Genomic DNA, 25,794 nt, shown 5'->3' with positions numbered 1-25,794 from the left:
GGGCACCGGCGGGCCGTTTTCCGACTTGCTTTAAGCCGAATGACAACTCCTCTCCGTCCGGCCACCGCGCCGCTCTTGCGGCGGGTGCTGCCGCACCTGCTGGCCGTATTGTTTTTCCTGGTGCTGGCCGCCGTGTACTTCTCGCCCATCCTCTTCGATGGCAAAACCCTGGCCCAGCACGACATTGTGCAGTTTAACGGTGGGGCCCACGAGGCGGCCCAGTACCGGGAGCAAACCGGCCAGGAAGCCCTCTGGACCAACTCCATGTTCTCGGGGATGCCCACTTACCTGATCAGCACCCGCTTCCCCGGCGACCTGAGCGTGTACCTGCATCAGCTGTTCACGCTGGGGCTGCCGGCGGTGGTGGCCAACCTGTTTCTGGCCCTGGTCTGCGGCTACGCGTTGTGCGTGGCCCTGGGCCTCTCGCCGCTGGTGAGTGTGGTGGGGGCCGTGTCGTTGGGCTTCACCAGCTACAACCTGATTATTCTGGCCGCCGGCCACAACACCAAAAGCCTGGCCCTGGCCTACGCCCCGCTGGTGCTGGCGGGTTTGCTGGTAGCGTTCCGGCGCAACAAATGGCTGGGCACGGCTCTCTTTGCCCTGGGTCTGGCCATGAACGTGCGCTCCAACCACCTGCAGATTACTTACTACCTGCTGCTGCTGGTGCTGGTGTTTGGGGTAGTGGAGCTGATTTTCGCGGCCCGCGAGAAACGCCTGCCCGACTTTTTCAGCCGCACGGCGCTGCTGGCGGTAGCGGCCCTGCTGGCGGTGGGCGTGAGCTTCGGCCGCCTCTACACCACCCTGGAATACAGCAAGTACAGCATCCGGGGCAAGTCGGAGCTGAAGACGCCCCTGCCCGCCGCGCCCGGCCAAGCCCCTACCCCCGCCGACGATGCCGAAGGCACGGGCCTGGGTAAGGACTACGCTTTCAGCTACAGCTACGGCATCGGGGAAACAGCTACTCTACTGATTCCCAACTTTTACGGCGGCGCTTCGCAGATGAAGCTCAGCGACAACTCGGAAACCGGCAAGGCACTGGCCGCGGCCGGCGTACCGCCCGTGCAGCTTGCCGACTATCTGGCCCAGATGCCTACTTACTGGGGCGACCAGCCCATTACCAGCGGCCCGGTGTACGTGGGCGCGGTGGTGTTCTTCCTGTTTGTGCTGGGCCTAATGGTGGCCGACCGCCGCACCCGCATCTGGTTGCTCGTGGGCACTCTGCTCTCGGTGCTGCTGGCCTGGGGCAAGAACTTCGAGACGTTCAACTACCTCATGTTCGACTACTTCCCGGGCTACAACAAGTTCCGGGCCGTGAGCATGGCCCTGACCATTGCCCAGCTGACCATGCCCCTGCTGGCCGTGCTGGCCCTGGCCCGCGTGCTGCGCGGCCGCCCGGCCGCGCCGGCCGCTACGGCTACCCCCAGCACCCACCCGAGCCTGGCGGCCCTGGCCGGCAAACCCGCCGATGACGCCGACACGGCCCTGCTGAAAAAGCATGTGCTGCGGGCCCTGGCCATTACGGCCGGCCTGTGCGCTCTGGCTTTCCTGGTGGGGCTGGTGTCGGATTTTGCGGCGCCCATTGACCTGCAGCTGCAGCAGCAGGAAGGCTTCCCGCTGGCCGCCCTGCGCGCCGACCGGGCCGATTTGCTTCGCACCGACGTGTTCCGGTCCCTGTTCTTCGTGGCCGCCGCGGGCGGGGTGCTGTGGTTTTTCCTGCAGCGCAAGCTCTCGGCCGGCCTGGCGGCTACCCTGGTGGGGCTGCTGAGCCTGGTTGACTTGTGGGGGGTGGATAAGCGCTACCTCAACGACGGCAACTTCCAGCGCGAAACCGTGGCCGAGCAGTTCGTGCCCTCGCCCGCCGACCAGCAGATTCTGCAGGACAAAGACCTGAGCTACCGGGTATTCAACCTGCAGAATCCCTTCAACGAAGCCAATACCTCCTACTTCCATAAGAGCATTGGGGGCTACCACGGGGCCAAGCTGCGCCGCTACCAGGATTTGATTGAGCGTCAGATTTCGCAAAACAACCTGCAGGTGCTCAATATGCTGAACACGCGCTACGTGATTGTGCCGGGCCAGCAGGGCCAGCCCCAGCAGGTGCAGCGCAACCCCGGTGCCCTGGGCAATGCCTGGTTTGTGAGCCAAGTGCAGAAAGTGCAGAACCCCGACCAGGAAATCAGCGCCCTCGCCAGCCTGAACCCCGCCACTACGGCCGTGGTAGATGCCTCGAAGTTTCCGGCCGTGAAGCCAGCCTACTCCGCCGCGGGCTCCAGCATTGCCCTGACCAAGTACACGCCCAATGAGCTGACTTACCGCGCCAACGCCGCCCAGGAGGGTCTGGTGGTCTTCTCCGAAATCTACTACGAAGACGGCTGGAACGCCTACCTCGACGGTAAGGCGGTTCCCCACCTGCGGGCCAACTATGTGCTGCGGGCTCTGCCCGTGCCCGCTGGCACGCACACCATCGAGTTTAAGTTTGAGCCCTCGGAGTACGCCCTCGGCAACACGGTTTCCCTGGTATCGTCGGTGCTGCTGATTGTGGCCCTGCTGGGGGCGTTGTACTACGCCCTCAAACGTCGTTCCGAGCCCCACACCATTCAGGATACGATGCTGGCGTAGCGGTGGCCCTGGCAGTGGCACCTCCAGCGGGTTGACCAATCGGTAGAAACCATAGCGCATAGAACAAATCAAGCCCCAGCGGGGCGTCACCCAAGCCTTCCACGGTTGGTGTCGCCCCGCTGGGGCTTTGAATAAATCCAAAGGGGTAGGGATGCTACCCATAGGCCGCCCCGCTGGGGCTACCTGTTACGTATTACCTGCTACTCCACCCATGCTTCTGCAGCCACTACACGAGCCAGCCGCCGACCGGGCCGGGGTACAGCTCCTGCTGCTGCGCGACGATTTAAACCACCCCGAGCTGCCCGGCAATAAGTGGCGGAAGCTTACGTATAACCTGCGGGAAGCGCAACGGCTGGGCCATAGCACCTTGCTTACCTTTGGCGGAGCTTACTCTAACCACTTGGCTGCTGTAGCTGCCGCGGGCCGCCTGACGGGGCTGCAAACCGTGGGCGTGGTGCGAGGCGAAGAACTACGCAACCAGCCTCTGAATTCTACCCTGGCCCGGGCCCGGCAGGATGGCATGCGCCTGCACTTCCTGGACCGCGCCACCTACCGCCGCAAACACCAGCCGGAGGTGCTAGCGGCGCTGCTGCAGGAGTTGGGGCCGGCCTACGTGCTGCCCGAAGGCGGCTCCAACGCCCTGGCCCTGCCCGGCTGCGCCGAGTTAGTGCCGGAACTACTAACACTGACCGACTTCGATACCCTCTGCGTGGCCTGCGGTACGGGCGGCACCCTGGCCGGCTTGCTGGTCGGGCTGGGCGGGCAGCGGGAGGCACTCGGCATTGCCGCTCTCAAGGGCGCCGATTTTCTGCGCACCGACATCAACGCGCTAACCCAGCAAGCCGCCGGCCGGGTGTACTCCAACTGGACGCTGCGCACCGACTACCACGGCGGTGGCTACGCCCGCCTCACGCCGGAGCTGCGCCGCTTCGTGCAGGCGTTTCAGCAACGCCACGGTGTCCTGCTCGACCCTATTTACACCAGCAAAATGCTGATGGGAATTTTGGACTTACTGGCCCAGGGGCACTTTCGGCGCGGCAGCACGGTGGTAGCCATCCATACCGGTGGGCTGCAGGCCTGGGCCGGGTTTGGTGGCGTTTGACACAAAGGGTAGGCTAAGCCGGAGGGGGTAGGGCGGCCCGGTGCAGCCGGTGCTGCAGCCGGTATATCCAGGGGGTAAGCCCCAGGGCAGCCAGCACGAACAGGTAGGGCAGCACGGGCCCCGAGAAGCGCACGTCGTAATCTTCCACGGTAAGGGCCACAATGGCAGCCTGCAGCAAAAACGCGGCGGCCAGAAACACGCGTATGGGCCGGGCCACCCAACGAGCGGCCAGTCCGCGCAGCGCCAGCCAGTAGAGCGGGGGTAGCGTGAGTAGCTGCGCCAGGGCATGGAAGGCCGAGAAATAGGGCTTGGGGAAGCCCATAAAGAACGTCAGCTTCCAGACGGCCAGCTGCCCGAAATAGCGCGGATTATGCCCGATAAAGTACGCCAGCCGCCCCACGGGGGAAGCCGCCGGGGGTGGCAATGCCAGCGCCCCCGGAGGCTGCATCAGAATACCATCGTACATGAAAATGACCATGCCCTCCTGATAGGTTTTAATCAGCCGGAAGGTGAGCAGTAGCTGGTTAAGCGCTACCCAGGCCAGCGGCAGCAGCAGCACGCCCCCGATAAGTACCCCCCACTGTACCCGGCACGAGGCCCGCTGTCGGACCCAGACCGCACCGGCCACCGCCGCCGCCGCCAAAGCCACGAAGCCATTGGGCCGGATACTTACCGTAGCCAGCAGCACCAGCAGCGCCAGGCCCCAACCCGCCGCCGTACGGGCCCGCCCCACCGCCCACAGCGAAAGCAGCAGCAGGCTGGTAAACAGCGACTCCGTGAGCAGAAAGGCATTGAACCGCTGAATCTCAGCCCACCCGATGTAGAGTAGCGTAGCCAGAAAAGCAGGCTCCCAGGCCCCGTGAGCCAATCGGCGCACCGCCCGGTAAAAGGCCACGGCCCCCAAACCGGCCAAGACGTATTGCCCCAGCGCCATGGCCGTTTTTCCCAGTCCCAGCTTCAGGAAGGCACTCAGGAAAAGCGGATAGCCGAGGTAGCGGGTGTAATGCACCTTCACGAAATTGCCCTGCTCCGCTATCTGGTGGGCATAAGCAAGGTAGTGCACACTGTCGCCGTAGATGCGGGGGCTGCGGTTTACGTGCCAGCTGATGGCCTGAGCCACCAGCCACCCCAGGGCCAGCAGGGCCACATGGTGGCGCCTCAGCCACTGCCCGCCCCGCAGCAGCAGGGCCGCGACACCAGCAGAAGAAGGAGCAGTGGCAAAGAAGGCAGGCATTGGGCGGCAGCGCAAAGACCAAAGCTAGCGCACCCCGGTCAAACTCCGGCCCGAACCGCCTTCTTTCCGATGGCCTGCGTATATAGCGTGCTTACCGCTCTGCTTGCCCCATGCCCCTACCTCGTCTGCTACGCCGCCTGCTTCCGCTTGCTTTTCTGGTGGGGCTGGGGTGGCTTCTCTGGAGTAAAGTGCGCCCGGCCCTGACCGATTTCAGTAACCCATTGGCCCCTACCCCCCACATTACCGTCACGCACAATACCGTGCTGGAAAAGGTAGAAAGCCTGGGCCGGCTAGAGCTGGTGCGCTACCAGTTCAAGGACGTGGTGGAGTACAAGAAAAGCACGTACCGCTTTCTGCCCGACGCCAAAGTGGCCCTGATTGTAGCCGGCCACGCCGTAGGCTGTCTTGATCTGCGCCAGGTACGGCCCCAGGATGTGGTGCTCGAAGGCGACTCGGTGCTGCGGGTGGCCCTACCGGCGCCGGAGCTGTGCACCTGGCAGGTTGACCACAGCAAAAGCAAGGTGTACAGCGTGGAGAATGGGTTTTTCCAGGATGCGGAGCTGGTAGATGCGGGCTATAAGTACGCCGAAGCCAACGTGCGCACGGCAGCCCTGCAATCCGGCATTCTGGCCCAGACGGAGCAGAACGCCGAGCAGGTGCTGCGCCCCATGCTCGAAACCATGACGGGCCGGCGCGTCATCCTCACGCGTCGCCTGGAGCTACCCCAGCTGCCGAAGCGGCAGTAGCCGGGCACATCAGTCCTCGTCTTCGGCCTCTTTCTCTTTGCCGAAGTCGTCCAGCGCCATCTTAATCAGGTCCGATTCGTAGCCTTTGGCGGTAAGAAACAGCTGAATTTTCTGGCGCCGCAGCCGTGGGTTGCGCTCTTTTTCCTGGCGGTCCTTTTTTTCCAGCACATCCAGCAGATTCTGGTAGTACTCGTCGCCATCAATTTCCTTCATACCCGCCTTGATGCAGTACTCGGACAGGCCTTTCTGCTTTAGCTCCTGCTGAATCCGGCGGCGGCCCCACTTTTTCTGGCGCACGTGGCCGCGCACAAAGCTCTTGGCGTAGCGCTCCTCATCCAGGAAATTCTCCCGGCTCAGCCGGATCATAATTTCGCCTGCCTCGTCCTCATCCAGGCCATACTCGCGCAGCTTGGCTTCCACTTCCTTAAACGTGCGCTCCTGGTAGGTGCAGTAGGCCGCAATTTTCTGCAAAGCCTCGGCGGGAGTATAGAATTTCTTTTTGGGCTGATTCATGGCGGGAGGATAGGCAGAGTGGAAACCAGAGCAACAACACGCCGCCAAGCTAGATTCCGTCGGGCCAAATCTACTATAGCCCCGGCCAGCAAGTTGCCCCAGCTTGCCACCCGCCAGCGGTTTTGCCCTACCCCCTCCCCTGCCTTCGAGGCCTGAACCGGGGTAGCAGCTCCGCAATTTTCAACCCCATACAACCTTTGCCCTGGCTATTTCCTCTATCTTGACACCATCTGTGAACAAGTATCTGATGCAGCGCTATTTCCTGATTTTACTTCTGCTTCTGGCCGCGGCCGCGCCTGCTACTGCCGGCATCATCCGGGGCCGTATTACCGACAACAAGGGCGAGGGCCTGGCCTTTGCCAACGTGGCCGTGCGTACCACTACCACCAGCACCGCCTCTAATGAGCAGGGTAACTATCAGCTTCGGCTGCCGGCCGGCCGCTACGAGCTGGTGTTCCAGTACGTGGGGTTCAAGCCCCTGCTGCAAACCGTGCAGGTAGCCGGCGGCGACACGGCCACGGTGCTCAACATCACTTTGGCGCCGGAAAGCTACCAGCTGCGCGAGGTGGTAGTACGCTCCACCGACAAGGACCCCGCCTATACGATTGTGCAGCAGGCCATGCAGTGGCGGCGCTACCACCAGCGCGAGGTGGCCGCCTTTAAGGCCCGCACCTACATCAAAACCCTGGCGCGCTTTACGGATGTGCCGGGCAAGATTCTGGGGTTGGTGAAGGTGGGTCCCGACATCAAGCCGGGTATTTTCTACCTCTCCGAAACCGTGTCGGAAATGAGTTTCCGCCAGCCCAACGTAGTGCAGGAGCGCATGATTTCTTCCCGCGTGAGCGGCGACACCAAGGGCATCAGCTTTAACCGGGCCAGCGCGGGCCGGGGCCTCAACTTCTACCAGAACGTGCTGAAAAGCGGCTTTTCGGAGCGGGGCTTTGTGTCGCCGATTGCGGCCAACGCCCCACTATTCTACCGCTACGAGCTGGAAGGCAGCACCCGCCAGGGCGCCCTGCTCATCCATAAAATCAAGGTAATGCCCCGCCGCCGCACCGACCCCGTATTCGCGGGTCACATCTACATCGTGGATGGTACGTGGCGCCTGCACTCCGTGAGCCTGGACCTCAGCAAAGATGCCCAGCTCGATTACGTGGACAACCTGCACATCGAGCAGATTTTCGCGCCCGCGCCGGGTCCTTCCGATGTGTGGGTGATGCAGTCCCAGAAAGTAACGGTGGGCTTCACGGCCTTCGGCTTCAAGGGCAATGGCTATATCACGGCTATCCTTTCCAACTATAAGGTGACGCCCACCTACCCCAACCGGCCGGCCCCGACTACCCCCGCCCCCACTACCAACCCCGATACCCCCGACGATGCGCCCGTGACCCGCGAAACGGTAGCCCAGGTGAAAAAGCAGAAGCCCAAACTCGCGGGCCTGTCGCGAGCCGTGCGTCGCGAAGGCCGCCAGGCCGCCACCCGCGACACGGCCGGGCTGGGCCTGAGCAAGCTGAAGCGCGGCGAGGTGATGCTGGTAGAAAAGGGCGTGAATGAGCGCGACACCAGTTACTGGGCCTCCATCCGGCCCGTGCCCCTCACGGAAGAAGAGCAGAAGGACTACCAGGTAAAGGACAGCACCGAAGTAATCCGCAACTCCCGTCCCTACCAGGATTCGCTGGACCGCAAGCGCAATGAGCTCAGCTTCGGCAAATTCTTGCTTACCGGCTACGTGTACAGCAACAGCTTCCGGAAGCGGCAGTGGTACGTAGCCCCGGTATTTAATATTGTAAACTACAACACGGTAGAAGGCCTAGTGGTCAACCCGCAGGCCACTTACACCCAGCGCACCGACGACCGGCGCACCTGGTCCGTGACGCCTTCGGTGCGCTACGGCTTTAGCAACGAGCTGCTGAGCCCCAGCGTGGCCGCCTCCTGGCAGCTCGACGCCGTGAAGCTTTCCCGCCTGAGCCTGCTGGTGGGCCGCACCATTGAAAATTTCGACCCCAGCAGCCAGCTTACCCCCTTCATCAATACCTATTATACCCTGCTGGAAAACCGAAACTACGCCAAGCTCTACCGCCGCGACGGGCTGCAGCTGGGCTACCAGTGGGAACCGCTCAATGGCCTGACGCTGCAAACCACGGCCAGCTACTTCCGCCGCTATGAGCTGCAGAATACCACTTTCAAACTGCTCCGCGACGAGAAAGGCCGGGCCTTTACCTCCAACCAACCCGTAAGCGCCGAGCGCCCCGATAGCACCGCCTTTGGCCGAAATGAAGCCCTTACCACCGAAGTGGTAGCCTCATTCCGCCCCGGTCAGCGCTACATCACCCGCCCCGACGGCAAGTTTAACCTCGGCTCCAAATACCCTACTTTCTCGCTAACCTGGCGGCAGGGGGTAGGCGGCGTACTAGGCTCCGATGTGCGCTATACCCTGTTGGAGGCCAGCGTGCGCCACTCCATCAGCCTGGGACTGCTAGGCACCAGCAACTACCGGGTAGCGGCCGGCGTGTTCCCGGGTTCTTCTACCCGCTTGTCGTTCATGGATTTTCGTCACTTCAGCGGCAACCGCACCTACCTCACCGAGGACTTCAGCAAATTCCAGCTCCTGGATTACTACCGCTTCAGCACGGCTGACAAGTTTCTGGAGGCTCACTACAACCACCATTTCAACGGGTTCCTGCTCAACAAAATCCCGCTGCTGCGTCGCCTGCACTGGCAGGAAGTGGCCTCGCTCAACTACCTCACTACCCCTACTGCCAACCACTACCTGGAGCTGGGCGTGGGCGTGGAACACGTCTTCAAGATCCTGCGCGCCGATTTCTACACCAGCTTGCAATCGGGCCAGCGGGTGGGCACCGGCGTACGCGTAGGCTTTGGGTTTTAAGCTGCTATAGTAAGGAGGTGATGGGGTGAGGAAGTAAGACGGTGGCAGATATCTTACGCAGCTATTCTACTACCTCCTTACTTCCTCACCCATCACCTCCTTACTATTTAACTTCCTCGAAATCCACGTACTCGCCCCCTTTGAACTCTTTGGGCTTCTGGGATTTGGCGCGGGGCGGCACGTAGTCCACCTGCACTTCATCGGCCGAGGCGGTACCGGACCGGCGGGCCTCCGGACGGGGCTGGGTAAAAGGGGCGCCCCCAAACTGCTGACCGAAACGCTGGGCCTTCTTCTTCACCAGGTTTCCGACTACTAGGCGGAGCACCAGGGGCATCACGAAGCGCATGATAAGCCACAGAATCAGCAGAACGAGCAGGAATTTTATCATCAGGAAAGCTCAGCAGCCGGAGCAATGGGTTGAAAGTAGAAGTCAGCCGTAACGGCACTGTTCAGCTGCGCCTCAGAACACGGTACAAGCTCAAAACGCTCGGAAAGTACAAATGGTTTATAGCCGAGTTCGGCCAGCAGCCCGGTTACGGCCCGGCGGTTTTCCAGCCCATTCAGCTCCGTCTGAATCAGCGGCTGAAAGCGGCGCAGGGTGGCCTGCATATGGCGGAACACCTCATACTCAAAGCCTTCCACATCGCACTTCACGAAATCGAGTCGCGGCAGGTTCTGAAACAGCTCATCCGGCACCCGCATGGGCACCTCGTAGGTGCGGGCGTAGCGCTCCTGGGTGTTGCTGGCCGCTACTTTGGTCATGCCGTGGTGCAGCAGGCCGTCGCGCTCCGGGGTACCCATCTGCACGGTGCCCTGCTCCCCACCCAGGGCGTAGGGCAGCAGCGTCAGGTTGGAGTAGCCGCTCAGCCGCACATTATCTCCCCAGATGGCCTGAAAAGCCGGAATGGGCTCTACGGCCAGTACCTGCCCCTGGGGCCCTACCCGCCGGGAAAGTGCCACGGAGTAGTAGCCCAGGTTGGCGCCTATATCAAGGCACACAAAGCCGGGCTTGATAATCTGCTCCAGAAAAAACAGCTCCGGATACTTCTGCCGGCCCCAGCCCGCCCCCACCAGGTGCAGGTACACGCGGCTCACCAGCCGGATGTATTGCTCGAAGCCCAGCGTGCGGACCAGCAGCTTGCGCAGTTGTTTCATCATAGTGGCGCAAAGATGCCGGAAAGCCGGCAAACCTGCTGACTGCCGGAAGCCGACTTTTACCGGGGCTGTCGGGGGCCGCTCTTGTTCCACCACGCCGAAACGCTGGCGGCCACTATGCCCCCGAGCAGGTACCACGCCACCGTCATGGCCTTGGTTTGGGGCGTGCGGTTGCTGGGGCCGTCACCTAAGCCCAGAGGGCCGGGCAGCACCACCCCGCCTACCCCCGCCGCCAGCCCCAGGGCCACCCCGCGCCACCACACGCCCGGGCCGGTACCTACCAGGCTGTAGTATAACCCGTTGCTGAGCACGTCGCCGCCCAGGGTGAGGCCGTAGGCGGCAGCGGGACCGGGCTGGGGCGCGTTGGCTTTGAACAGCAGCCGGCGCAGGCCCCGCTCGCCTAAGATATCCATGCGGGGCGCATCTACAGGGCGCAGGTGCCGCACCGTTTCGTGCACCACGTTCAGAACCAGGGCTCCGGCCAGGCCGCTACCCAGGGCCTGCACCAGCGAAGAGGAAGAAGCAGTTTTCATATAGCTAAGTGAATAGTTGAGCCAGGCAGCCGGTTGGTTTTGCAAAAAATTACGTTTCGGCCTTGCGTGTTGTTCACTGGGCTTTCTATCTTTGCAGCCCCAGGCTGAACAGCCTACATCGGGAAAGTGCCTGTTTAGCTCAGTTGGTAGAGCAGCTCATTCGTAATGAGCAGGTCGTTGGTTCGAGTCCAATAACAGGCTCTGCAAGCGCCGCTTCCACTCCGGAAGCGGCGCTTTTGTTTTGGTGAAAAACAGCAAAAGCGGCCGGAAAGAAGTTCTTTCCGGCCGCTTTTGCTGTTTGGTCAGCTACGCTAAAGCCTACAGGTCGGAGGCATAATCATCTTCGCCGTAGCTGCGGGTAGCCCCACGGTACACCGACTCGTTAGAGCTGTCCCACTTCGACGACGACGAAGACTTGCTGCTGTTTTTGCTATCCGACGACGAGCCTCGGTACGCGCGGTACGTTTCACCTTTGGCGCTGCTGCTCTTTGAGCGCAGGGCCAGCCAGCTCAGGCCACCGGCCAGCAAAGCCCCGCCGATTACTTTTTGCGTAGGGCTCATTTTGTTTACCTGGTCCATAGCCTTAGTGCCCAGATCTTTGATCTGCTGCACGTCAATATTTTTCAGCCACTGCTGCTGGTCAAGCCACGACTGTTGGCCCGACTGGTTTTGGTTGCCCCCGGCAGATGCTTCTTTTTGCGAAGCGTCGGAGCTGGTGGGCTCGTTGTAGGCCGAAGAGGCCGAATCGTCAGCGCCCTGCGACGTTTCGCTGGCGGGAGTGAACGTGATGTGCTTATGGGCAGGAGCGCCGGGCTGATTGGATTTCTGTGAGCTCATAATGGGAAAGGTTTGGGGAGTACATCTAATCTAAACCAGGTAGTTAGCCGGTTCCCTCCCCTATTCGTGAAAACCTGGCCGAAGGTTATAGACCACTCCGGAAATTTATCCTTTTCGTGCCTGCTCATTCGCCTTAGGCGTGGGGTGCCGCTCTGCGTGCCCAGGCAAAGGCTTACCCTGCGCGTAAAGAGGAGCGTTGCGCTCCGCCGCTTCCCGAGCCGCCACTTCAAACGGGATATTATAGTACCCATACCGGGCCCAGTCGCGCAGATAACGCACCAGAAAGCCCAGGCGCCCATATTGCTCAAACTGCCGGATGTGCTCCATCTCGTGCGCTACCCAGAAAGGGTCGCGCAGAAAATCATCCCGGCTGACTCCGCTCAGATGGATGCTTCGCCCCAGCACCATAGCCACGTTTGGGGCTCCTAGCTTGAGGCGGGCCAGCCGGGCTAGCGGGGAGTTTTCAATAATGCGCGGCTGCTTCATAGACTACTAAAAATGAGGGCGGATTATACGCATAGCTTTCGGATGCGGTTAGGAATTGAAGCATGATTTTTTCGGGAAAGTGCTGTTTTATAAGAAGAACTTTATCCTGTTTCGGGACGAAAGCTTGGCAGTTCCGGAATTTTAGGGCTAGCTTTAACCAATGGCCGTCGAACTGGACTCTGGTTTCGGCGACTTAAAAGGTCTATTCATCACCCTTTTCGCCATCCGGTCTGCCCGGTTGCCTATCGAAAAAAAGAAGCACGCTTACGCTGCCTGGTAGCCCCCGGCAGTGCTTTCACCACCTCCCGACGGACAATGAAGAATAGCATACTGTATTGCCTCGCCGCGGCCTCGATGGTCCTCTCTTTTTTCTTCGAAAACTCATCTCCTGCTTCCTCGGCTGCTTCAGCCGCTCCTACTACCCAGGAAGCTTCTTTCCTCAGCGGCCTGCTCTCCGGCGACGAAGAGCCCCGCACCCTCACTGCCTCCGATTCTTTGGCGTACAATAAAGCTGCTCACCGCTTGGGTATTGAGGCTAGCTACACCGAAGACAAGTCCTTACTGGAAACGGTAGTAGCTTGGCTGGGCACCCCCTACCGCTACGGCAGCAACAGCAAAAGCGGCACCGACTGCTCCGGCTTTGTAACCCGCGTATTCAAGGAAGCCTACGGTATTACCCTGCAGCGCAGCTCCCGCTCAATGTTCAGCAGCGTAAAGCACGTGCAGAAAGACGAAATGCAAACCGGCGACTTAGTGTTCTTTCGTCGGGGCCCCGGCCAACCCATCTACCACGTAGGTATTTACCTGAAAGACGGCAAGTTTGCCCACTCAGCCACCAACGGCGGCGTAATGGTCAGCTCACTGAACCAGGCCTATTACAGCCGCAATTTCTACGCTGCTGGCCGCGTGGAGCGCTAAGCCCAGTTTATAGCCTACCTGCCTGATTTCTCGAACGCCTTGTTCTTTTGAACAAGGCGTTTTTGTTTTTTAAGCGGGCCTTAAAGCCCGAAAACCATTTTGCCCTAACGGAGTATAGCACAGCGCTGGGACGTAGCTTTGTCCCATCCACTTTTCTCTCCCTTACGCGCTATGGACAAGCAAAACCCCAAAGGCGAACAGATTGCCTCTTCCCCCCTTTTCAAAAAGTTTGTAGGCAAGGCCGAAGAATATATCAAGAAGCCTACGCGCATGAAGCAGCTGCTGAACGACGCGTACCAGAAAGCCAGCGAGAAAAACGACGTTGGCACTATTGCCCACGAAGCCTGGGAAACGCTTCAGACGCTTTTCCGCCTGATTCGGTCCTCGGTTTCGGGCGAGTACACGGGGCTGCCTACCTCCACCGTTATTGCCGCCGTGGCGGTTACCATTTACTTCCTGAGCCCCATTGACCTGATTCCGGACTTTGTTCCGGTGCTGGGCCTGCTGGATGACGTAGCCCTGGTGGCCTGGTTCAGCACTACTATCAAAGAGGAAATGGAGAAGTTTCTGGAGTGGGAAAAAACCCGCCCTTCTCTCATCACCGACGCCGAGATAATAGAAGACAAAGAGGCCGCCGCCCCCACCATGGCTCCGGTAGAGGCCCCCGACGCCCACAACCCCACGGCTTCCAACACGGATTCCGGCATTAGCGCCCCCGACAGCAGCCAGCCGGCCCCGGCCAGCATCACCGATGCCAAACCGGCCGCTGCTACTCCGCACTCCGATGCTTCTGCCAACACCACCGACAGCAGCCGCGAGCCGCGCCTGAGCGGCGACTCGGGCCGCCCCAACGGTGGCGACCCGGGCGGTAATGTCCGGTAAGGTTCACTTGAGCTACTAAAAAGCCAAAGCCCCAGCAGAACGGCCCACATCGGTATGATGTGCCGTTCTGCTGGGGCTTTGGCTTTGTTCCGATTGGCACCCTTTCCCCTCGGGAAAGGGGTAGGGAGCGGGCTCACGGTTTAAGCGGAGCTTAGGCAGCTTTGGCGTGCGAGGCTACGTAATCCACAAAGTCGCCGACCGTAGCCAGGGGCACTTCGTCGGGGATGGTGATGTGGAAGTTGCGCTCCAGCTCCAGAATGATATCCACGACATCTACCGTATCAAAGCCCAGCTCCTGGCTAAGGCTGCTGCCGATACGCAGGCGCCCGGCCTTGATGGCCTTGCGCTTGCTGATGATGCGCAGCACCTGCTGCTGAATGGATTTGGGGGCAGTAGTCGTTGAGGTAAACATAGGGGAAACGACAGGGTACGAAGGGGACTAAAACGCTGGCGGGCCGGGCCTGGGCCACTACCCCGCCCATTCGGGCGAAGGAGTATGCGGGCACCCTATATGGTTGCAGGCGCCGCCAGAAAACAGATAAATCAGGGTTGAGCCCGGACCCGGCGCGCAGTGCCACCGGGTCCGGGCTTCCCCGCAAGAATTAGTACTCAGCCAGCACCGGGGGGCGGGCAGCCTCCGTTTCCTCGGCGGTGGCGGGGCTGTCCGGCGTCTTGTTCAGGCGCAGCTTCAGGCTTTCCGTGAGCAGGTACATTACCGGCACTACCACCAGCGTAATCACCGTCGCAAAAACCAGTCCGAAGATGATGGTCCAGGCCAGCGGCCCCCAGAAGGTTACCGATTCGCCACCGATAAAGAAGTTGGGGCTGAAAGAATTGAACAGCTCGTAGAAGTCCACGTTCAGGCCGATAGCCAGCGGAATCAGGCCGAGAGTAGCGGCCGTAGCCGTCAGGATTACCGGGTTCAGGCGGGTCCGGCCGGCCAGCACAATGGCCTCGCGCAGGGGCATGCCCTGGCTGCGCAGGATGTCGGTGAACTCCACCAGCAGAATGCCGTTTTTCACCACAATACCGGCCAGGGCGATAATGCCTACCCCCGTCATCACAATGCTGATGTTCATGCCCGTGATGGCCAGACCCAGCATTACCCCAATGACCGAGAAGATGATTTCGGTGAGGATGAGCAGGGGCTTGCTAACCGAGTTGAACTGCATTACCAGCACCAGGAAGATGAGGGCGAAAGCACCCACGGCGGCCACCCCCAGGAAGGAGCTGGTTTCCTGCTGGTCTTCCTGAGCCCCACCCATGCGCACGGTGTAGCCGGGCGGCGTGGGGTAGGCTTTCAGGGCCGTCTCGATGTTGCGCACCACATCGGGGCCGGTGAAGCCGCTGAGTACGTTGGAGGAGATGGTGATTACGCGCTTCACGTCCTTGCGCTTGATGCCGCCGTAGGTGGTGCCGTAGCGCACGTCGGCCACCGAGGAAATGGGCACCTGGCGCACGGCGCCGGTGGCGTCGCGGAAGGTCAGGGGCGAGTTCAGGATGGCATCCACATCGGAGCGGTAGGGCTCGGCGTAGCGCACCTGAATCGGATACTCGTCGTCGGGGGTCTTGAATTTGCTGGCCTCGGCGCCGTAGATGGCCGTGCGCACTTCCACTCCAATCTGCGCCGTGCTGATGCCTTCGCGGTTGGCCCGGACCCGGTCGATGTCCACGGCAATTTCGGGGTTGCGGTCCTCCAGGTTGGAGCGCAGCTGCTCAATGCCCCCGATGTTTTTCGACTCGATGTAGCGGGTTACGTCCTTGGAGAGCTTAATGAGGGTAGGATAATCGTCGCCGGCTACCTCAATGGCAATGGGCTTACCCGTGGGCGGGCCGCTGGCTTCCTGGTCCACCGAAATTTCGGTGCCCGGAATGCCCTTCACCGCTTCCCGGATTTTATCCATGTAAGTCCGGGTTTCGGGGCCGGTCCGCTCGCTCATCTCCTTGAAAGCCACGGCAATCTTGGCCAGGTTCGATTGCGACGTGCCGGAGGCCGAAGCCTCGCCGGGGTCGTTGGCGCCAATGGCCACGTTGGTAATCACCGACTCCACGTCGTGGTTGTCTCTGCCAATTACGCCGTAGATGCGCTTCTCCAGCACGCGGGCTACCGAGTCCGTTACCTCCACGCGGGTGCCCACCGGCATCTTCAGGTAGGTGTAGATGAACTTGGGGTCGCCGCTGGGGAAGAAGTCTACCTTGGGCTGACGGGCGCCCACCGCCAGGACGGATACCACAAACAGCACCACCATCGTGACCAGTACCACCGCCGGGTGGCTGATGGCCCAGGTAACCACGCGGGCGTAACCGTTCTGAAAGCGGGGTAGCACTTTGGTCTGGAAGCCCGCAATCCAGTGCACGAACACGAACTTATCGAGGAAGCAGAACAGAATGATGAACACCGTCAGGTTGCCCACGAACGGCGAGCCAGCAAGGTAGCCAATCACGGCAACTAGGGCCAGCACGCCCATGGCAATCAGGAAGTTCTTGGTCAGCTGGGGCTTCTCGCCGCTGTGGTGGTCTTCGCGCTCCATGAACGAGACGGCGAACACCGGGTTCATGATGAAGGCTACCACCAGCGACGACATCAGGGTCAGAATCAGGGTTACGGGCAGGTAGAACATGAAGCTACCTACTATCCCCGGCCAGAACATCAGCGGCACGAAGGGCGCTACGGTGGTCAGGGTACCGGCCAGAACCGGAATGAACACCTCGCCGGCGGCGTACTTGGCGGCCTGGGCCGTGGTCAGGTTGGGGTGCTCGTGCAGGAGGCGGTGGGTGTTCTCGATAACCACAATGGCGTCGTCCACCACAATACCCAGGGCCAGCAGGAAGGCGAAGAGCACAATCATGTTCAGGGCAAACCCGAAGCCCGGCAAGAGCACGAAGGCCAGGAACATGGAAATCGGCACGGAAAGACCCACGAACAGAGCGTTGGTGGTGCCCATGAAGAACATCAGAATCAGCGTTACCAGAATAAAGCCGATGATGATGGTGTTGATCAGGTCGTGCAGGGTTACGCGGGTGTCGCTGGAGGTATCACCGGTTACGGTAATGGTCAGCTCCTTGGGCAGGCTCTGCTTCGACTCGTCAATGATCTGCTTGATCTTGTCGGAGGCGTCAATCAGGTTTTCGCCCTGGCGCTTAATTACGTTGAGCGTAACGGCGGTTTTGCCATCGAGGCGGGCGTAGGATTCCCGGTCTTTGAAGGCATCCGTGACGGTAGCAATGTCGCCGAGGCGCACGGCCGCGCCGTTCAGGTTTTTCACCTGAATGTTGGCAATGTCGGCGGCGCGCACGTACTGGCCGGCCACGCGTACGGCCCGCTTCTGCTCACCCACGTTCACCGAGCCGCCCGAAATAGTGATGTTCTCGCGGGCAATGGCATTGCTGATGTCCGAGAAGCTCAGGCGGGAAGCGCGCAGGCGGTTCAGGTCCACGTCCACGTTTACCTGCTGCTCCAGGGCCCCGATGATGTCCACCCGGGTAATTTCGGGCAGGGCCTCAATCTTATCCTGGAAGTCGTCGGCGTACTTTTTCAGCTGGCTGGTGGGTAGGTTACCCGCCAGGTTGACGTTCATGATGGGCAGCTCCGAGAGGTTTACTTCCTGCACGGTAGGCGGCGAGGGCAGGTCGTTGGGCAGCTCGTTCTGGGCCTTGTCCACGGCGTCCTTGATGAGCTGCTTGGCGTACTGCACGTCCACGCCGGAGTTAAACTCCACGTCCACGATGCAGTAGTCCTGGTTCGAGGTCGAAGAAATCTTCTTCACCCCGTTTACGCTCTTGATTTCCTTCTCCAGCTGGCGCGTAACCAGGTTCTCAATGTCGGTGGGGGAAGTGCCCGGGTAAATCGTGGCCACGATGATGCGCGGAATCACGATATCGGGAAACTTTTCTTTCCCCAGCTTGATGTAGGAGAAAATACCCGCCACGCACAGCAGCAGGGTAATAATGTAAATACTGGTTTTGTTGTCAATCGACCAGGAGGTCGGCTTGAACTCTTTCTCTAAATCCTGCATGAGTTCTGGTTTTGACGTTTTGCGTTAGCCTCGCTCCGGCCCGGCCGGGGCGGGGCCGCTACAAACTCACCGTTTGACCTTCGTTCAGATTCTGATAGCCGGCGGAAATCACCTGGTCGCCGGGCTGAAGACCGCCAGTTATTTCCACTTTGCCATTGTAGGTGTTTCCCGTCTGGATGATGCGCTTGGCCGCCACTTTCTGGTTGCCTTTGTCGCTCACTACCAGCACGTAGCTATTTTGTTCGTCTTTCTGCACCAGATCTACGGGCAGCACGGTTGCGTTCTGGCGAGCGTAGTTCTGGATGCGCACGTTGGCCACCATGTTGGGGCGCAGCCGGCCGGCCTGGGCGGGGTTGCTGAGGCGCAGCTCGGTGGTGAAGGTGCGGCTCACGGGGTTGATGGTGCTGGTTACTACCCGCACGGTGGCCGGCAGGTCCTGCTCGCCCAGGTCAGGGATGGTAACCAGGGCCTGGTCGCCGGCCTTGATGCGGGAGGCGTAGGCTTCCGACACATCCACCACAATTTTGCCGTTGCCACTGTTGCTGAGCAGCTTTACCACCGGGGCACCCGGCGCTACGGTTTCGCCCAGCTTGGGCAGCACGTCGTCCACGGTACCACCGAAGGGGGCTACTACGTTGTAGAGGGCCCGCTGCTGGTTCAGGGAGGCCAGGTTGCGCTGCAGGGCCTGGTAGTTGTTTTTGGCCTGCAGGTACTGAATTTCCGTCCCGATTTCCTGCTTCCAGAGGCGGTCTTGCTTTTCATAAACCACCCGGGCCAAATCCAGGCGGGTGCGCAGCTCGGCAATGCTGGCTTCCAGCACCGAGGCATCTACGGTAGCCAGGGTCTGGCCCTTGCTGACCCGGTCGCCGCGCTGCACGCGCAGGCTGGTGAGCGTACCGGCCGCCCGGGCCGATACGGTGGCGTTTTGGTCGAAGTCAACCCGACCCTGTACCTCCAGGTAGCTCTTGAAGCTTTCGGGGGCTACTTTTATTACCGACACGGGCGTTACCTGCACGGGGGCTTTTTCGCCGGCCGTGCCGGCTTTGGCCTCCAGCTCGGCAATCCTGGCTTGGTTGGTGGCCTGTTCTTGTTTCAGCTTAGCCAGCTCGGCCTTGGGGTCCTTGTCGCCGCAGGCGGTCAGCAGGCCCAGAGTCAGCAGAAAGGCAGAAGTCGTGTATTTCATGAGGGAAAAGAAGCTAGGAGCTAGAAAGGATAGGTAGGCGGCTGGGTCAGAAGCTTCTAGCTCCGGGCTTCTGACTCCTGGCTCCTTATTTCTTGGCTTGGTTGTACAGCTCGCCGGTGGCTTTGTCGCGGTCCACTTTGGCTACCAGCACATCGTAGAGGGCGGCGTAGTAGTTGGTCTGAGCCTCACGCAGGGAGGTTTCGGCGGTTACCACCTCCAGGTTGGAGCCCACCCCTTCCTTGAACTTCACGCGCGAGACGCGGGCTACCTCGGCGGCCAGCTCCAGGTTGGCCTTCTGGTTATCCAGCACATCGAGGGCGTTGATGAGGGTAGTGCGGCTCTGAGCGTCCTGCAGGTCGATGCTCTGGCGCAGGGTTTCGAAGCCTCGCTCAATGGTTTGCTGCTGAATGCGGGCCTGCTGCACCTGGTACTTGCGGCGGAAGCCATCAAACACCGGAATCTGCAGGCTCAGGCCCACGTTGCCGAAGCCAAACCAGTTTTGGTTGGGAAAGCCGTTGGCCGCCCGCGAGTCGGGTCCGCGGAAGGCAAACAGGTTGCCCCAGCTGTTGGCCGAGCCCGTGAAGCCATAGGCTGCCGTGGCCACCAAGCGGGGGTAGGCGCCGGCCCGGCGGTTAGCCAAATCGAGGCCTGCCAGGGCCTGCTGGGTTTCCAGCGTCGAAAACTCGATGCGGTTGTTGTAGTTGAACGTTGCGGCCAGCTGCCCCGGCCGGGCACCGCTGAGGGCGGTTTGCTGATCCTGGCGGTTTTGCGCGTCGGCGTTACTGGTGGCGGGTGCCGGAGTTGTGGGCACACTGCCCAGGCCGGTAACCCCACCCCCGGTGGCAAAGCTGGCTACCCCCAACCGCTGGCGCAAGGCCCCGGCATCTACCACGGCTGCCCCCAGGGAGTCCGTGAGCTGCACGGCCTGGTCCTGGGGCAAGCCCATCTGGAACTTGAGTAAGGCCACGCTCAGCTCGGTCAGGCGCTCTGCTTTTTGCTGCTCTACTACCAGATTGTTACGCTGCACCTGCAGGCGCTGTACGTCCAGCTTTTCGGCAAAACCGGCCTTGAAGGTCTGGTTGGTTTGGTAGAGAATGGTATCGAGGCGCTGCACGTTGCGGGCCAGCAGCTGCAGCCGCTCGCGAGCTACCAGCGTGCTGTAGTAAGCCTTGCTTACCTGCTCCACCACGTCAATTTCGGCCTGCTGGGTTTGCTTCTTGGCCAGTTCCTCGTACACCTTGGCGGCCCGCAGCCCAATCAGATACGAGCCATCAAACAGCAGCTGCGAAACGGATGCGCTGGTGTTACCGGCGTGCCGCAAGCCGAAGGCAAACGGTTGCGGGGGTACGGCCAGCTGCCGGGTTTCGAGCACAGCTTCCTGACCGCTGTTGGCATTCTGCAGACTTTCCTGCGTCAGGACCGTCTGCGACAACGGAAACGATACCAGCGACTTTTGCAGCTTAAAGTTATCCGCCACGTTGGCGGCTACGCTTACCTGCGGCAGCCCGGCAGCCCGAATCTCACCGACCCGGGCGCGGGCCGTCTGCTCGCCCAGGCGCGTAGCCAGCAACGATGACTTGTTTTTGATGGCATAGTCAACGGCCTGTTGCAGCGACAAGGGCATGTTGCCCACGGCTGCCGACTGCCCGGCTATGGCCGGACGCGCCGCAGGGGTTTGCGCCAGCGCACTGCCAACGGGAGCCAGCAGCCCCGGCCCGGCGGCCAGCAACAAAACGCGGAGGTTATTTTTCATATCGGAAAGCAGGTGATGGAGCTTATTCTTCTTCCGTCACATGACGGTATTCATTGATGAGCTTGTGGCCTTTGAGCGTCACCATACCCAGCAGAAAGTGCTCGTTGCAAGCCATTTGCACGCGCGCCTGCTCAAACTGGGTATGCGGAAAAATGTCGGGGTCGAAGAGGACGTCAATCTGGGCCAGGCGCAGGCGCGAGAGCACCTCAATGTCCAGGTCGGGGCGGTAGAGGCCCTCGGCCACGCCCCGCTGCAGGTTAGCCTGAATCTGGCTCAGGATGTATTTGTTTTTGTGGGCGTGAAACAGATTCCAGGCGGCCGGGTAATACTTGCGCAGATCATGAATGGCCGAGGGATTCACGTTGGAGAACTGCCGCTTAGCCCAGTCCATCATCTGTATCATCTCGTCAACGGCGTTGCGGGCCTGTCCTACAATGCCCTCGCACTCGCCCTGCACCCCATTCAAGTGGGTACTGATGACGGCCGAGACAATCTGGTCCTTGTTTTCATACCACTTATAGAGCGTTTTCTTCGAGATGCCCAGGTGGCTGGCAATGTCGTCCATCGACACACTCTTAATCCCGTTGCGGGTGAAGAGGTGGAGGGACTCCTGTAAAATTCGATCCTTGATTTCCATGACTACGCCACAAAGGTACGACGGAAACTTTTAATGAACCCAAAGTCTCCATTAATTCTTTGCTATCCTTTTCCGGCCTGCCTCTCCCGACGTACTGGCGTGGCTTTTACTTTATTTTATCCGGCTTTTTTTCCTACCCCTACCACGGCCCGCCACTGCGCCTGGCCCTCGCCCGTTGCCGACATTGCCGTACCTTGCCGTTACGTTTTCCTTCATTCACTACCCCATGAAAATCCGGACCGGCTTCGGCTACGACGTTCACCAGCTGCAAGAGGGCCTACCCTTCTGGCTCGGCGGCATTCAGGTTCCGCACACCCACGGCGCCCTCGGCCACTCCGATGCCGACGTGCTTATTCACGTTATCTGCGACGCGCTGCTGGGCGCGGCCAATCTGCGCGACATCGGCTTTCACTTCCCCGATACTGACCCGCAGTACAAGGGCATCGACAGCAAGCGCCTGCTGGCTGAGGTAGTGCGCCTCTTGCAGGAGCGCGGCTACACCATTTCCAACATCGACTCCACCATTTGCCTCGAAGCCCCGAAAGTGAATCCGCACATTCCGGAGATGCAGCGGGTGCTGGCCGAGGTGATGGGCATCCCCGCCGACGATATCAGCATTAAAGCCACTACCACTGAAAAGCTGGGCTTTGTAGGCCGCCGCGAGGGGGTAGCCGCCTACGCCTCCGTGCTCATCGTGCAACCTTAAGGAGTGAACTGGTGAGTTTGTGCGGTAGTGCGCTTGTCGTTTTGCTATGCGCTCAAGACCAGCAGAACGACAAGCGCACTACCTCACCAGTTCATCAGTTCACCACTTCCTACCCTTCCCACACCCTCATCCTTCTACCTCTTTTATGAAGAAACAGTCCTTTCTGGCTTTCCTGCTGGCGGCCGGCGTAGCAACCGCCGCCGTAGCCCAGCAGGCGCCCGAGAAAATCAAGGTCAAGACCAAGCGCAAGGCCAAAACCGAGGCGCCTTCTGCCGCTGATCAGGCTGCTGACGCTGTAGCGAAGGCAACGGCTGCTCCGGCCTCCGCCGACCTACCCCGCACCTACGCTGAAACCATCACCCAGGCCGACCTGCGCCAGCACCTGACGGTACTGGCCTCGGATGCGTATGAGGGTCGCGAAACCGGGGAGAAAGGCCAGAAAATGGCCGCCGAGTACATTGCCAACCGCTTTAAGGAGTTGGGCCTGCAGGGCCCCGTACAGGGCTCCGACAACCCTTACCTCCAGCACTTCACCATGGTGCGCAGCACCTGGGCCGATGGCGCGACCCTGAAAGTAGGCGGCCAGACCTTTAAGTGGCTGACGGACTTCTATGCCGCCGGCAGCACCGGCTTCGCGCAGGAAACGGCCATTCAGCCGGTATTTGCCGGCTACGGCATCGAGCAGGACGGCTATTCCGACTACGCCGCCCTCGGCGACGTGAAAGGCAAGGATCTGCTGATTCTCATCGGGGAGCCCCAGAACGACAAGGGAACCGCCCTGCTGGGCAAAGACGGGCAGGGTAGCAAGTGGGGCCAGGACTACCGGGCCAAGCTGCAGATGGCCTCCCAGAAGGGTGCCCGCTCGGTGTTCTTCGTGGACTTCAACCCCAACAGCAACTTCGAGAAGATGGCGGCGCGCATGACGCCCTACATCAGCCGGCCCAGCATTGCGTTCAAAGACGCGGCGCCCGGCCAGACGCGCGCCACGGCCTTCTTCGTGTCGCCGGCCGTTGGCTACAAAATGCTGGGTAGCAACGCGGCAGCCGTAACCAAGTACACCGCTGGCATCAATAAAGCCGGCAAGCCCACGGCTACCCCCTTCAAGCCTGCCAAGGCGCTGGTGAAAGCCGCCAAGAAAACCGAAGATTTCACCACCGAGAACGTGCTGGGCTACCTCGAAGGCACCGACAAGAAGGATGAAATTATGGTGCTTTCGGCGCACTACGACCACATCGGTATCATTAACGGTGAGGTGCACAACGGCGCCGACGACGACGGCTCGGGTACGGTAACGGTATTGGAAATGGCCGAAGCCTTCGTAAAAGCCAAGGCCGCAGGCCACGGTCCGCGCCGCAGCGTGCTGTTCCTGACGGTAACGGGCGAGGAAAAAGGCCTGCTGGGCTCGGAGTACTACACCGACCACCCCATCTTCCCGCTGGCCAACACCATGGTGGACCTCAACACCGACATGGTGGGCCGCACCGACAAGGAGCACGAGGGCAAAGGCGAATACGTGTATGTAATCGGCTCAGACAAGCTCAGCTCCCAGCTGCACCAGATTCTGCTGGACCAGAACCAGAAGTACACCCAGATCGACCTCGACTTCCGCTACAACGACCCCGAGGACCCGAACCGCTTCTACTACCGCTCCGACCACTACAACTTTGCCAAGCACGGCATTCCGGTGGCCTTCTTCTTCAACGGCGTGCACGATGACTACCACGGCGCCGGCGACGAAGTAGAGAAAATTGAGTTTCCGCAGATGGAGAAGCGTGCCCGCCTGGTGTTCTACACTGCCTGGGACCTGGCCAACCGCGACCAGCGCATCGTAGTAGACTCGAACAAGAAGTAGCTTTCCTGTGTCATGGCGAGGAGGCACGACGAAGCCATCCTTCCTCTCTTTTGTGACAAGCCTAGTAAACAGACAAGCCCTTGACGCTCGCACAGTCGTCAAGGGCTTGTCACATTGCAGGGGGTAGCACACTGGTCAGGACGGATGGCGTCGGCTCCGCCTCGCCATGACCTATCTTTCTCTGCTCAACCAAAGATAAAAACCCGCCGAACCTCCTGAGGTCCGGCGGGTTTTTATCTTTGCTAAGAACCTGTTGTACTCTGTGCTGCCATGAACCCGACGACGACTACCCCCCTCGCCCCTACCAAAGCCCGTCAGTTCCTGACTGATTCCGACCGTAAGGCGTTCGACCTGGAGCACCGGCGTAAAATCCGCTTTAACATTGGCAAGTACAACGCAGCCGTGCAAACGGGCCTGGGCTTCTACCAGGACCACGAGCTGGCGCGGGCGCGGGCCTCCTACCTTAAAACTCAGGTCATCAATCACCTTGATGAATACCTGCTGCAGTTCGAGGAAAAGTTTACAGCTAGAGGCGGCAAGGTCATCTGGGCCCAGAACGCGGAGGAAGCGTTGTTTGAGGTCGGCAAGATTATGGAGCGCCGCCAGGCCCGCACCGTAGTGAAGGCCAAGAGCATGACCACCGAGGAAATTCACCTGAACAAGTACCTCGAGAAGCGTGGCATTGAGTCGGTGGAGACGGACCTGGGCGAGTTTATTGTGCAGCTGAACGGGGAGCGGCCCTACCACATCGTGACGCCGGCCATGCACCTGAGCAAGCTGGATATAGCCGATATCTTCGTGAAGCACCTGGGCATTGAATACACCGACGACGCCCAGAAGCTGGTACTCACGGCCCGCCACTTGCTCCGCGACAAATACACCTCGGCCGAGGTGGGAATTACGGGCGGTAACTTTATCATTGCTGATACGGGCGCCATTGCCGTTACCGAAAACGAGGGCAACGCCCGCCTTTCGGCCACCTTCCCGAAAACCCACATTGCCATTGTGGGCATTGAAAAGGTGATTCCGCGCCTGCAGGACCTGGATTTGTTCTGGCCCCTGCTCAGCACCAGCGGTACGGGCCAGCAAGTAACGGTATACAACACCATCTACACCGGTCCGCGCCAGCCCCTGGAAAAGGATGGGCCGGAGGAAATGTTCGTGATTCTGCTGGACAATGGCCGCACCAACCTGCTGGCCCAGCCCGACAAGCGCGAGGCGCTGAACTGCATCCGGTGCGGAGCTTGCCTGAACATTTGCCCCGTGTACAAGAACATTGGCGGCCACACCTACGAGGCTACTTATTCCGGCCCCATCGGCTCCGTAATTACGCCCCACCTCTCGGGCATGGCCGAAAACAAGCACCTGAGCTACGCCAGCAGCCTGTGCGGGGCCTGCACCTCGGTGTGCCCGGTGAAAATTCCGATTCATAATATTCTGCTCAAAAACCGGCAGCAGAGCGTGCAGGAAGGCCACACCGACAAGGAGGAACGCCGGGCCATTGGTCTGTGGCTGCACGGCATGAAGCACCGCTGGGTGTGGGACTTAGCGCCGGCTTCGGCTAAAAACTGGGTGCTGAGCCGCCTGCTGGGCGAGGTAGGCTGGAGCAAGCGCCGCGACGCAGTACAGGTAGCCCCCAAAACCTTCCGGCAGCTCTGGAAGGAGCGGCCCAAAAAGTAAAGCCCCTACCCCCTCAACTTCCGGCAAGCTTCAGTAGTAGAAGGCAGGCGGCGGT

General features: G+C 60.5%; 20 protein-coding genes, 1 tRNA gene and 1 pseudogene. 10 read left to right on the top strand and 12 right to left on the bottom strand.

Translation table 11 applies throughout. The features are described 5' to 3' along the window. Positions 1–39: 39 nt before the first annotated feature. Both GGU46_RS15125 and GGU46_RS15120 read left to right on the top strand, forming a co-directional pair. On the top strand, positions 40–2,619 hold the full coding sequence (locus GGU46_RS15125) for a YfhO family protein (RefSeq protein WP_183404409.1): 2,580 nt from the start codon (positions 40–42) through the stop codon (positions 2,617–2,619). Between the two features lie 211 nt (positions 2,620–2,830). Further along, on the top strand, positions 2,831–3,721 hold the full coding sequence (locus GGU46_RS15120) for a 1-aminocyclopropane-1-carboxylate deaminase/D-cysteine desulfhydrase (protein ID WP_215906363.1): 891 nt from the start codon (positions 2,831–2,833) through the stop codon (positions 3,719–3,721). 13 nt (positions 3,722–3,734) lie between these two features. Here GGU46_RS15120 and GGU46_RS15115 read toward each other — a convergent pair whose 3' ends face one another. Then, positions 3,735–4,955 carry a hypothetical protein gene (locus tag GGU46_RS15115; RefSeq protein ID WP_183404408.1) on the bottom strand — a complete coding sequence of 407 codons (1,221 nt, stop codon included), beginning with the start codon at positions 4,953–4,955 and terminating at the stop codon, positions 3,735–3,737. A gap of 110 nt (positions 4,956–5,065) precedes the next feature. Between GGU46_RS15115 and GGU46_RS15110 the strand changes: the two genes are divergently transcribed. Next, positions 5,066–5,701: a DUF4230 domain-containing protein gene (locus GGU46_RS15110; protein ID WP_183404407.1), complete on the top strand. Its 636-nt coding sequence runs from the start codon at positions 5,066–5,068 to the stop codon at positions 5,699–5,701. A gap of 9 nt (positions 5,702–5,710) precedes the next feature. Here the strand turns inward: GGU46_RS15110 and GGU46_RS15105 are convergent, their stop codons facing one another. Beyond that, entirely contained in the window at positions 5,711–6,214 is a 504-nt protein-coding gene (locus tag GGU46_RS15105) for a regulatory protein RecX (RefSeq protein WP_183404406.1), read from the bottom strand. 232 nt (positions 6,215–6,446) lie between these two features. Here GGU46_RS15105 and GGU46_RS15100 point away from each other — a divergent pair, with 232 nt between their 5' ends. After that, on the top strand, positions 6,447–9,101 hold the full coding sequence (locus tag GGU46_RS15100; protein WP_183404405.1) for a DUF5686 and carboxypeptidase regulatory-like domain-containing protein: 2,655 nt from the start codon (positions 6,447–6,449) through the stop codon (positions 9,099–9,101). Between the two features lie 103 nt (positions 9,102–9,204). Here the strand turns inward: GGU46_RS15100 and GGU46_RS15095 are convergent, their stop codons facing one another. From GGU46_RS15095 to GGU46_RS15085, 3 genes are read right to left on the bottom strand one after another with little or no spacing between them, the layout of a single operon-like run. After that, on the bottom strand, positions 9,205–9,489 hold the full coding sequence (locus GGU46_RS15095) for a DUF4834 family protein (RefSeq protein ID WP_183404404.1): 285 nt from the start codon (positions 9,487–9,489) through the stop codon (positions 9,205–9,207). Then, a complete protein-coding gene (locus GGU46_RS15090) occupies positions 9,489–10,259 on the bottom strand; it encodes an FkbM family methyltransferase (RefSeq protein ID WP_183404403.1) in 771 nt (256 codons plus the stop codon). Before GGU46_RS15090 ends, GGU46_RS15095 begins: the two co-directional genes overlap by 1 nt. A 56-nt stretch (positions 10,260–10,315) precedes the next feature. After that, positions 10,316–10,789 (bottom strand): hypothetical protein, encoded by a 474-nt coding sequence (locus GGU46_RS15085; RefSeq protein ID WP_183404402.1) that lies wholly within the window; start codon positions 10,787–10,789, stop codon positions 10,316–10,318. 128 nt (positions 10,790–10,917) lie between these two features. On the opposite strand from GGU46_RS15085, the gene GGU46_RS15080 reads away from it, so the two are divergent. Beyond that, positions 10,918–10,990 (top strand) — tRNA-Thr (locus tag GGU46_RS15080). 117 nt (positions 10,991–11,107) lie between these two features. Here GGU46_RS15080 and GGU46_RS15075 read toward each other — a convergent pair. After that, entirely contained in the window at positions 11,108–11,626 is a 519-nt protein-coding gene (locus GGU46_RS15075; protein WP_183404401.1) for a hypothetical protein, read from the bottom strand. A gap of 105 nt (positions 11,627–11,731) precedes the next feature. Further along, positions 11,732–12,112 (bottom strand): hypothetical protein, encoded by a 381-nt coding sequence (locus GGU46_RS15070; RefSeq protein ID WP_183404400.1) that lies wholly within the window; start codon positions 12,110–12,112, stop codon positions 11,732–11,734. 315 nt (positions 12,113–12,427) lie between these two features. Here GGU46_RS15070 and GGU46_RS15065 point away from each other — a divergent pair, with 315 nt between their 5' ends. Together GGU46_RS15065 and GGU46_RS22340 are read left to right on the top strand one after the other, a co-directional pair. Next, positions 12,428–13,030 carry a C40 family peptidase gene (locus tag GGU46_RS15065; RefSeq protein ID WP_183404399.1) on the top strand — a complete coding sequence of 201 codons (603 nt, stop codon included), beginning with the start codon at positions 12,428–12,430 and terminating at the stop codon, positions 13,028–13,030. Positions 13,031–13,201: 171 nt separating this feature from the next. Continuing rightward, positions 13,202–13,555: pseudogene (locus GGU46_RS22340) on the top strand (YkvA family protein); the annotation flags it as partial. 508 nt (positions 13,556–14,063) lie between these two features. Here GGU46_RS22340 and GGU46_RS15055 read toward each other — a convergent pair. The 5 genes from GGU46_RS15055 to GGU46_RS15035 form a co-directional block, all read right to left on the bottom strand. Beyond that, complete coding sequence (locus GGU46_RS15055) at positions 14,064–14,324, bottom strand: acyl carrier protein (protein ID WP_183404398.1); 261 nt, start codon at positions 14,322–14,324, stop codon at positions 14,064–14,066. 190 nt (positions 14,325–14,514) lie between these two features. Beyond that, the gene (locus tag GGU46_RS15050) at positions 14,515–17,928 is read right to left on the bottom strand and encodes an efflux RND transporter permease subunit (RefSeq protein ID WP_183404397.1); all 3,414 of its coding nucleotides are present in this window, start codon (positions 17,926–17,928) and stop codon (positions 14,515–14,517) included. A 58-nt stretch (positions 17,929–17,986) separates the two neighbouring features. Further along, positions 17,987–19,111, bottom strand: coding sequence for an efflux RND transporter periplasmic adaptor subunit (locus GGU46_RS15045; RefSeq protein WP_183404396.1), 1,125 nt, complete (start codon positions 19,109–19,111; stop codon positions 17,987–17,989). Positions 19,112–19,196: 85 nt separating this feature from the next. Next, on the bottom strand, positions 19,197–20,864 hold the full coding sequence (locus GGU46_RS15040) for a TolC family protein (RefSeq protein WP_183404395.1): 1,668 nt from the start codon (positions 20,862–20,864) through the stop codon (positions 19,197–19,199). A 22-nt stretch (positions 20,865–20,886) separates the two neighbouring features. Continuing rightward, a complete protein-coding gene (locus GGU46_RS15035; RefSeq protein WP_183404393.1) occupies positions 20,887–21,501 on the bottom strand; it encodes a TetR/AcrR family transcriptional regulator in 615 nt (204 codons plus the stop codon). A 226-nt stretch (positions 21,502–21,727) separates the two neighbouring features. Here GGU46_RS15035 and ispF point away from each other — a divergent pair, with 226 nt between their 5' ends. The 3 genes from ispF to GGU46_RS15020 all read left to right on the top strand — a co-directional run bounded on the left by ispF (position 21,728) and on the right by GGU46_RS15020 (position 25,739). After that, positions 21,728–22,207, top strand: coding sequence for a 2-C-methyl-D-erythritol 2,4-cyclodiphosphate synthase (gene ispF, locus GGU46_RS15030; RefSeq protein WP_183404392.1), 480 nt, complete (start codon positions 21,728–21,730; stop codon positions 22,205–22,207). 145 nt (positions 22,208–22,352) lie between these two features. Beyond that, complete coding sequence (locus GGU46_RS15025) at positions 22,353–24,059, top strand: M28 family peptidase (protein WP_183404391.1); 1,707 nt, start codon at positions 22,353–22,355, stop codon at positions 24,057–24,059. A gap of 270 nt (positions 24,060–24,329) precedes the next feature. Then, complete coding sequence (locus GGU46_RS15020; protein WP_183404390.1) at positions 24,330–25,739, top strand: LutB/LldF family L-lactate oxidation iron-sulfur protein; 1,410 nt, start codon at positions 24,330–24,332, stop codon at positions 25,737–25,739. The last annotated feature ends 55 nt before the right edge of the window (positions 25,740–25,794 follow it).

Source organism: Hymenobacter latericoloratus (genome assembly GCF_014199535.1).
GTDB classification, from domain to species: Bacteria; Bacteroidota; Bacteroidia; order Cytophagales; family Hymenobacteraceae; genus Hymenobacter; species Hymenobacter latericoloratus.
Note: the sequence above shows the minus strand (reverse complement) of the source record. Positions and strands in the feature narration are given on the sequence as shown.

Coding starts and splice junctions, on each gene's coding strand:
- GGU46_RS15125 (WP_183404409.1), top strand. CDS start 40: ATGACAACTCCTCTCCGTCCGGCCACCGCGCCGCTCTTGCGGCGGGTG.
- GGU46_RS15120 (WP_215906363.1), top strand. CDS start 2,831: ATGCTTCTGCAGCCACTACACGAGCCAGCCGCCGACCGGGCCGGGGTA.
- GGU46_RS15115 (WP_183404408.1), bottom strand. CDS start 4,955: ATGCCTGCCTTCTTTGCCACTGCTCCTTCTTCTGCTGGTGTCGCGGCC.
- GGU46_RS15110 (WP_183404407.1), top strand. CDS start 5,066: ATGCCCCTACCTCGTCTGCTACGCCGCCTGCTTCCGCTTGCTTTTCTG.
- GGU46_RS15105 (WP_183404406.1), bottom strand. CDS start 6,214: ATGAATCAGCCCAAAAAGAAATTCTATACTCCCGCCGAGGCTTTGCAG.
- GGU46_RS15095 (WP_183404404.1), bottom strand. CDS start 9,489: ATGATAAAATTCCTGCTCGTTCTGCTGATTCTGTGGCTTATCATGCGC.
- GGU46_RS15090 (WP_183404403.1), bottom strand. CDS start 10,259: ATGATGAAACAACTGCGCAAGCTGCTGGTCCGCACGCTGGGCTTCGAG.
- GGU46_RS15085 (WP_183404402.1), bottom strand. CDS start 10,789: ATGAAAACTGCTTCTTCCTCTTCGCTGGTGCAGGCCCTGGGTAGCGGC.
- GGU46_RS15075 (WP_183404401.1), bottom strand. CDS start 11,626: ATGAGCTCACAGAAATCCAATCAGCCCGGCGCTCCTGCCCATAAGCAC.
- GGU46_RS15070 (WP_183404400.1), bottom strand. CDS start 12,112: ATGAAGCAGCCGCGCATTATTGAAAACTCCCCGCTAGCCCGGCTGGCC.
- GGU46_RS15065 (WP_183404399.1), top strand. CDS start 12,428: ATGAAGAATAGCATACTGTATTGCCTCGCCGCGGCCTCGATGGTCCTC.
- GGU46_RS15055 (WP_183404398.1), bottom strand. CDS start 14,324: ATGTTTACCTCAACGACTACTGCCCCCAAATCCATTCAGCAGCAGGTG.
- GGU46_RS15050 (WP_183404397.1), bottom strand. CDS start 17,928: ATGCAGGATTTAGAGAAAGAGTTCAAGCCGACCTCCTGGTCGATTGAC.
- GGU46_RS15045 (WP_183404396.1), bottom strand. CDS start 19,111: ATGAAATACACGACTTCTGCCTTTCTGCTGACTCTGGGCCTGCTGACC.
- GGU46_RS15040 (WP_183404395.1), bottom strand. CDS start 20,864: ATGAAAAATAACCTCCGCGTTTTGTTGCTGGCCGCCGGGCCGGGGCTG.
- GGU46_RS15035 (WP_183404393.1), bottom strand. CDS start 21,501: ATGGAAATCAAGGATCGAATTTTACAGGAGTCCCTCCACCTCTTCACC.
- ispF (WP_183404392.1), top strand. CDS start 21,728: ATGAAAATCCGGACCGGCTTCGGCTACGACGTTCACCAGCTGCAAGAG.
- GGU46_RS15025 (WP_183404391.1), top strand. CDS start 22,353: ATGAAGAAACAGTCCTTTCTGGCTTTCCTGCTGGCGGCCGGCGTAGCA.
- GGU46_RS15020 (WP_183404390.1), top strand. CDS start 24,330: ATGAACCCGACGACGACTACCCCCCTCGCCCCTACCAAAGCCCGTCAG.